The 6,848-nt window shown below is 70.6% G+C and carries 6 protein-coding genes; 5 read left to right on the top strand and 1 reads right to left on the bottom strand.

Annotation, left to right across the window (positions count from 1 at the left end):
• Nucleotides 1–130: 130 nt before the first annotated feature.
• Nucleotides 131–1,603, bottom strand: coding sequence for an SLC13 family permease (locus LZ199_RS07635; RefSeq protein WP_253992974.1), 1,473 nt, complete (start codon nucleotides 1,601–1,603; stop codon nucleotides 131–133).
• 122 nt (nucleotides 1,604–1,725) lie between these two features.
• On the opposite strand from LZ199_RS07635, the gene ftsE reads away from it, so the two are divergent.
• The 5 genes from ftsE (at nucleotide 1,726) to LZ199_RS07610 (ending at nucleotide 6,802) form a co-directional block, all read left to right on the top strand.
• Entirely contained in the window at nucleotides 1,726–2,418 is a 693-nt protein-coding gene (ftsE, locus tag LZ199_RS07630) for a cell division ATP-binding protein FtsE (protein WP_163865347.1), read from the top strand.
• The gene (locus LZ199_RS07625) at nucleotides 2,415–3,317 is read left to right on the top strand and encodes a cell division protein FtsX (RefSeq protein ID WP_253992973.1); all 903 of its coding nucleotides are present in this window, start codon (nucleotides 2,415–2,417) and stop codon (nucleotides 3,315–3,317) included. The genes ftsE and LZ199_RS07625 overlap by 4 nt, the downstream gene beginning before the upstream one ends.
• On the top strand, nucleotides 3,314–4,438 hold the full coding sequence (locus LZ199_RS07620; protein ID WP_253992972.1) for a murein hydrolase activator EnvC family protein: 1,125 nt from the start codon (nucleotides 3,314–3,316) through the stop codon (nucleotides 4,436–4,438). Before LZ199_RS07625 ends, LZ199_RS07620 begins: the two co-directional genes overlap by 4 nt.
• A gap of 75 nt (nucleotides 4,439–4,513) precedes the next feature.
• Complete coding sequence (locus LZ199_RS07615; RefSeq protein WP_253992971.1) at nucleotides 4,514–5,374, top strand: alpha/beta fold hydrolase; 861 nt, start codon at nucleotides 4,514–4,516, stop codon at nucleotides 5,372–5,374.
• A gap of 57 nt (nucleotides 5,375–5,431) precedes the next feature.
• A complete protein-coding gene (locus LZ199_RS07610; protein WP_253992970.1) occupies nucleotides 5,432–6,802 on the top strand; it encodes a S41 family peptidase in 1,371 nt (456 codons plus the stop codon).
• The last annotated feature ends 46 nt before the right edge of the window (nucleotides 6,803–6,848 follow it).

The following is a 6,848-nucleotide window of genomic DNA, read 5'->3' as shown; positions in this document are numbered from 1 at the left end:
GGAGCCACCAACGCGGCGCCCTGGACGGCCTGAGCCAGCCCCATGTAGCGATCTCCAAGAGCGAGATCGCCACACCCTCAACCAGCTTGGTAGCCCCATGCAAGGGCTACCTAACTGATCAGCATTGCGACTAGGGCAGCACCCACGCCACCCAGGTCGCTCCGTACACCGTGAGCACCGCCGCGGCGAGCAGGTCCAGCAGCACTCCCACGCGCATCATCACCGGCAGGCGCACCACGCCGCTGCCGAAGACGATGGCGTTGGGCGGCGTGCCCGCGGGCAGCGCGAAGTCGCACGAGGCCGCGAAGGTGCTCACCGCCAGGAGGGGCCGCGAGGCGGGCAACACGTTGAGCATGACGTTCGTCGTGGCCGTGTTGGAGGCGATGGCCGACAGCAGGATGGTGGCGCTGGCGACGACGCCGTGCTGCACCAGGACTGGCAGCGACTCCAGGCCGGACAGGCGCGAGGTCATCCAGGAGGCCAGGCCACTGGCCTCGATTCCCGCCGCCAGCGCGAAGCCTCCGCCCAGCAGGAGCAGCGTGTCCCAGGGCACGCGCCGCAGGGCCGCCACGGACAGGCGCCCCAGCACGAGCAGCGTCACCGCGCCGACCATCGCCACCATGGCCTCGTAGTGCTTGCCTCCCAGCTTGAAGCCGTTGAAGGCGTGGGCCACGGGGCCGGCGAGCAGCGCGCGCAGCGGGTCGCCGAAAATCCACAGCATCGCGGCCACGAAGAAGACCAGGCCCACGGTGCGCTCGCCCCGGGAGAGGGGGCCCAGCTGGGCCAGCTCGCGGTGGATGACGTCCCCGCCCTGGCCGGGCCCCATCTTGTCGCGCCGGGCCCAGCGCCACAGCACCGCCCACGTCAGCGGCAGGAAGATGAGGACGAAGGGGAGGGCGGCCACCATGTACTCGACGAAGCCCACGTCGGTGCCCATCCGGCGCGACACCACGCCAGCGAAGACGGAGTTGGTGGGGCTGCCAATCTTGGTGCCGATGCCGCCGATGTTGGAGCCGTACGCGACGGCCAGCATGAGCGCCGCGCCGAAGTGCTCCAGGGGACGGCCTTCGGCGGTGCGCAGCTGGGCGAGCAGCGCCATGCCGATGGGCACCATCATCACCGCCGTGGCCGTGTTGGAAATCCAGAGCGACACGGCGGCGGTGGCCGCGAGCATGCCGAACAGCAGCCGCTCCGGCCCGGTGCCGACGGCGCGCATGATGAGCAGGGCGATTCTCCGGTGCAGTCCCCACTGCTCCATGCCCGCGCCCAGGGCCATGCCCCCCATGAAGAGGAAGATGTAGGGGTCCAGGAAGGGCAGGGTGGCGCGGCCCACCGCGACGGCGACGTTGTCCGTGTCGAAGACGCCCAGGAGCGGGAAGAGCGCCACCGGGAGCACCGCCGTCCACGCCATGGGGACGGCCTCGGTGAACCACCAGAGGGCCATCCACGCGGCGACGGCGGCCGCGGCGGCGGGGCGGTGGTCCAGGCCCGGCAGGGTGTGCAGCCCCGAGGGAACCCCGTAGATGAGCGCGGCGGCCACGGGTCCGGCGATGCGTCCCACCCACTGTCCCGTTGTCGCACGCCGCGCGGCCTGCTCGCTCATAAGGCGTGGCACCGTCGCACAGGTGGTGCCGAGGGTGGGAGGGGAAAGCCCGGCCTCCTTCCCGGCGTGCGTGGGTCGCCTCCGCCCGGGCGTGGTAGGTTGGCGCTCTCCCGCGTCGCGCCATGATTCAATTCTTCCACGTCTACAAGGCGTATCCCGGCGATCCGCCGGTGCTCTCGGACATCAACCTCAGTGTGGAGAAGGGCGAGTTCGTCTTCCTCACCGGCCCTTCCGGCGCGGGGAAGACGACGCTGCTCAAGCTCATCTTCTGCGCGGAGAAGGCCACCAAGGGGCAGATTCTGGTGGGGGGCCGCAACATCGCCCGCATCCGCGAGTCCGCCGTGCCCTACCTGCGCCGCAACATCGGCGTCGTGTTCCAGGACTTCAAGCTGCTGCCGCACCGGACGGTGGAGGACAACGTGTCCTTCACTCTGGACGTGCTGGGCGTGCCGCGCGCGGCGGCTCGCGACAAGGTGCGGCGGATGCTGAAGCTGGTGGGCCTGGAGCACAAGGCGAACTCGTTCCCCCTGCGCCTGTCGGGTGGAGAGCAGCAGCGCGTGGTGATTGCGCGCGCGCTCGTGAATGACCCCACCATCCTCCTGGCGGACGAGCCCACCGGCAACCTGGACCCGGCCCTCACCGTCGAAATCATGGACCTGCTCACCCAGGTGAACATCCGAGGCACCACGGTGGTGGTGGCCACGCACGACGCCACGCTGCTGGCGCGCTATCAGAAGCGCACGGTGCGGCTGGAGCGCGGGCAGATTGTCTCCGACGAGGACGGCGTCAAGGCGGCGCGACGGATGGTCGTATGAGCGCGCTGGCGAAGACGCGGTACTTCTGGCGCTCGGCGGCGGTGGGGCTCAAGCACTCCCCCTTCGTGCACTTCATCGCGGTGACGACCATCGCGATTGCCCTCTTCTCCGCGGGGCTCGCGCGGGGCAGCGCGCGGGTATTGGACAACCTGCTCGCGTCGCTGGGCGGCGAGGTCGAAGTCACGGTGTATCTGGCGCCGGAGCTGGGACAGGACGAGGCGCACGGCGTGCGCGCCCGCGTCGAGGAGCTCAGCAAGGGCCAGGTGACGCTGGTGCCGCCGGATGCCGCGCTCGAACGCCTTCGCACCGAGCTGGGCGACTTGGGCGAGGCCCTGGCGGAGCTGCCGGAGAACCCGTTGCCCGCGGCGCTGGAGCTGCGCGTTCCTCCGGAGCAGCGCACGCCCGAGGCGCTCCAGGCCCTGGCCAAGGAGCTGCGCGCGCTGCCGGGCGTATCCGGCGTGGACTACGGAGAGCAGGCGGTGGAGCGACTGACGGCCATCGCTCGGGCCCTGCGCTTCGGCTCGCTGGTGGCCTTCGTCGTCGTGCTGGGCGCCACCGTGGTCATCGTCGCGGCCACGCTCCAGCTCGCCATCTATTCGCGGCGCGAGGAGATTGAAATCCAGAAGCTCGTGGGTGCCACGGACCGCTTCGTCAAAGCGCCCTTCCTGTTGGAGGGGCTGCTCCAAGGACTGCTCGGCGCGGGCGTGGCGCTGCTCGGGCTGTGGGCCTTCGGTCGGCTGGTGGGGCCCACGCTGGGCTCGCTGTTCGCGTTCCTCCTGGGCCCGGGTGTGGCGGCGCCGTGGGTGGAGCCGCGATTGGTGATGGAGCTGGTGGGCGCGGGGTGCGGCCTGGGGCTGGGCGGCAGCTTCGTCGCGGTGGGGCGCTTCCTGCGCGTATGAGCCGGTCCTTCGCCCTCGCCCTGGTGCTGCTTCTGGCCAGCCTCCCCGCGCGTGCGCAGAAGCTGGAGGAGGCGGAGCAGTCCGCGCTGCGCGAGAAGCTCGCTGCTCAGCGCGCGACGCTGGCGCTCGTGGAGTCGAAGAAGCTCACGGTGCTCGAGGGCCTGGAGCTGATGGAGGAGATGGTCGCCTTCTCCCGTCGTCGCGTGAGGGCCCTGGACGCGGACCTCGCGGTGTTTCGCAAGCGCGTCATCCTGGCCGAGCGCGAGGAGGTGCTGCTGCGCGAGGCGCTGCGCGTGCAGCTTCGTCGCCTGTCTCCCCGGCTGCGTACGCTCTACCGCGTCATGCGTCGCCGGCCGCTGGAGGTGCTCCTGTCCGCCGAGGACTTCGCCGCGCTGGTGTGGCGGGCGCGCGCGCTGGAGGCGAGCATGTCGGGCGACTTGGACCTCTTGCGCGGCGTGCAGCGCGTGGCCCACCTGCAGCGCCAGTCCACGCTGGAGCTCAAGCGGCTCCAGTCGTCGCTGGCCGCGCGTGTCACCTTCCTCCAGGAGCAGGAGCGGCTGGCTCGCGCGCAGCATGAGGCGCTCGAGGAGGTGGTGGGCTCGCTCGCGGGAGAGGCGGAGCTGGCCCGCCGCGCGGTGAAGGAGCTGGAGCAGGCGGACGCGGAGCTGTCCCAGGTGGTGCGCGAGCTGAAGGAGGCCCCCGCCACGCACGGCTTCGGCGCCCTGCGCGGCAAGCTGCCGCAGCCCGCGCGCGGCATCATCGAGGTGGCCTTCGGCAAGGTGGTGAACCCGCGCTTCAACACCGTCACCGTGCAGAAGGGGCTCGACATCCGCGCGGCATCAGGGACGCCGGTCATCGCCGTGGCCGAGGGCACCGTCGTCTACGCGGGCTCGCTGCGGGGCTACGGCAACCTGCTCATCGTCGACCACGGCGACGGCTACCACACGCTCATGGCCCACCTGTCCTCCATCGCCGTGGAGCTGGGCGCCGCCGTGACGGCGGGCGAGATGGTGGGCGAGGTGGGGGACACGGGCTCGCTCAAGGGCTCGTACCTCTACTTCGAGGTCCGAAAGGCCGGGCAGGCCGTCGACCCGGCTCCCTGGCTGACCCCAACGCCATGACGCATTGCGGCGAAGTGGTCCACGGCTTGTTATCCTGAGGCAACGGACTCCAGCACGAGAGGAGCAGGCGGGCGCATGGACCTCATGGGCGGAATGCAGAAGGCGGTACGGCGCGTCCTGGTGGCGCGAGGTGTCCAGTCCTCGACAGTCGATGTCGGCGGGCAGTCGGTGCACTTCTACTCGCTGAAGGGGCAGGGGAAGGGGCCGCCGGTGGTGCTGGTGCACGGGCTGGGCGGCTCGGCCAACGGCTTCGGGCGGACCTTCTTCGGCCTGGCGAAGCGCTTCTCCCGCGTCGTCGCGCCAGACCTGCCGGGCCACGGCTTCTCCACCGAGTACTGCGGCGGACAGGTCTGCGTGCGCAACCAGTTCGAGGTGCTGCGCGCCTTCGTGGAGCAGGAGGTGAAGGAGCCGGCCTTCGTCGTCGGCAACTCGCTGGGCGGGGCGATGGCGGTGAGCCTGGCGTCCGAGTATCCCCAGTGGGTGCGCGCGCTGGTGCTGGTGGCGCCCGCGGGCGCGGAGCTGCCGGTGGAGGAGAGCACCGCGCTGCTCAACTCCTTCAAGGTGGGCACGCCCGCGGAGGCTCGCGCCTTCACCCGGCGACTGTTCCACCAGGCGCCGCTGCCGGCGCTGCTGCTGGCGACCGAGCTGCGCCGCTTCTATGACACACCCACCGTGAAGGCCCTCACCGCCGAGGCGATGACCTCCCGACTCAGCCTGGAGCCGGAGGCGGTGCGCAAGCTGTCCATGCCGGTGCTGTTCCTGTGGGGTGGCAGCGAGCGGTTGCTGCCGTCGCGCTCGCTGGACTGGTTCCGCGCCCACCTGCCCGCGCATGCGCAGGTGAGGGTGGTGCAGGGCTTCGGGCACGTGCCGCAGATGGAGCGTCCGGACGAGCTGGTGTCGCACCTGGTGCGCTTCGCGGATGCGTCGGGCCTCTGAGGGCCGGGTATAGACTGGGACGCCCCTTCGAGCTTCACCGCGAAAGGACGTACCGACGTGACGGGTCTCCACCAACCATGGCGCGCGGCGCTGGTCGCGCTGCTCCTCCTGTCCGGGCCCTCGGCCGCCGATGAGAAGAAGGGCGCGCCCGCCAACAGCGCGCGCGCGACGCGGGCGGAGAAGGACGACGCCACCTACCGCCAGCTGGAGACCTTCGCGCGCGTGCTGTCCTACGTGGAGAACAACTACGTGGAGGCGCCGGACCAGGAGCGGCTCGTCTACGGCGCCATCCAGGGGATGCTCGACACGTTGGACCCGCACACCGTCTTCATGCCGCCGGAGGTCTTCCGCGAGATGAAGATAGACACCTCCGGCGAGTGGGGCGGCCTGGGCATCGAAATCGCGCGCAAGAACGACCGCATCATCGTCGTGGCGCCCATCGACGACACGCCGGCGGCGCGCGCGGGAATCAAGGCGGGCGACGAGCTGGTGGGCATCGACGGAGAGAGCACGCGGGGCATGGACGTGGGGCGCGCCATGCAGAAGATGCGAGGCCCCGCCGGTGGACGCGTGCTCCTGAGCATCCTGCGGCACGGCTTCAGCGCCCCCCGCGAAATCGCCATCATCCGGGACCACATCCGCATCGTCTCCGTGGAGGGCGAGCTGTACGGCGGCATCGGCCACGTCAAGGTGAAGAACTTCCAGGAGCGCACGGACCAGTACCTGCGCAAGGAGCTGGACAGGCTGCGCGGCCTCAACGGCGGCAAGGAACTGCGCGGCCTGGTGTTGGACCTGCGCAACAACCCTGGCGGCCTGTTGGACCAGGCGGTGGCGATGAGCGACCGCTTCCTGCCGGGCAACCTGCCCATCGTCTCCACGCGGGGCAGGGATGGCCGCAACGCCACCGAGGAGCGCAGCAAGGACCGCGACACGGAGAAGAACTACCCCCTCGTCGTGCTGGTCAACGCGGGCAGCGCGTCGGCGTCCGAAATCGTGGCGGGCGCGCTCCAGGACCATGGCCGCGCCACCGTCCTGGGCACGCAGACGTTCGGCAAGGGCAGCGTCCAGACGGTCATCGAGCTGGAGGATGGCTCCGGCCTGAAGCTGACCATCGCCCGCTACTACACGCCCAAGGGCCGCAGCATCCAGGAGCGGGGAATCACCCCCGACTACGTCGTCCCGGACGAGCCCGGTGGCAAGCCGGGCCGCGAGACGCCGCGCGAGAAGGACCTCCAGCGCCACTTCCGCGCCGAGTCCACCGAGACGTCCGAGCCGCCGTCCTCCGCGCCTCGGGGCCTGCCGGAGAACCTGGCGCCGTGGGAGGCGACGGCGGCCCTCAAGGACTACCCGCTCAAGGTCTCGCTCGAGTATCTCAACGCGCTGACCACGACTTCGACACGGCCTCCGGCTCGCGCCGAGGGTCGTTGAGGACACCTTCCCCCTTGCTTTTCGGCGAGACCTCCGTTTGATGGCG

Source organism: Myxococcus qinghaiensis, from assembly GCF_024198215.1.
GTDB classification, from domain to species: Bacteria; Myxococcota; Myxococcia; order Myxococcales; family Myxococcaceae; genus Myxococcus; species Myxococcus qinghaiensis.
Note: the sequence above shows the minus strand (reverse complement) of the source record. Positions and strands in the feature narration are given on the sequence as shown.

Excerpts from the sequence above, each read along its gene's own strand:
- LZ199_RS07635 (WP_253992974.1), bottom strand. The coding sequence starts at position 1,603 with ATGAGCGAGCAGGCCGCGCGGCGTGCGACAACGGGACAGTGGGTGGGA.
- LZ199_RS07615 (WP_253992971.1), top strand. The coding sequence starts at position 4,514 with ATGGACCTCATGGGCGGAATGCAGAAGGCGGTACGGCGCGTCCTGGTG.
- LZ199_RS07620 (WP_253992972.1), top strand. The coding sequence starts at position 3,314 with ATGAGCCGGTCCTTCGCCCTCGCCCTGGTGCTGCTTCTGGCCAGCCTC.
- ftsE (WP_163865347.1), top strand. The coding sequence starts at position 1,726 with ATGATTCAATTCTTCCACGTCTACAAGGCGTATCCCGGCGATCCGCCG.
- LZ199_RS07625 (WP_253992973.1), top strand. The coding sequence starts at position 2,415 with ATGAGCGCGCTGGCGAAGACGCGGTACTTCTGGCGCTCGGCGGCGGTG.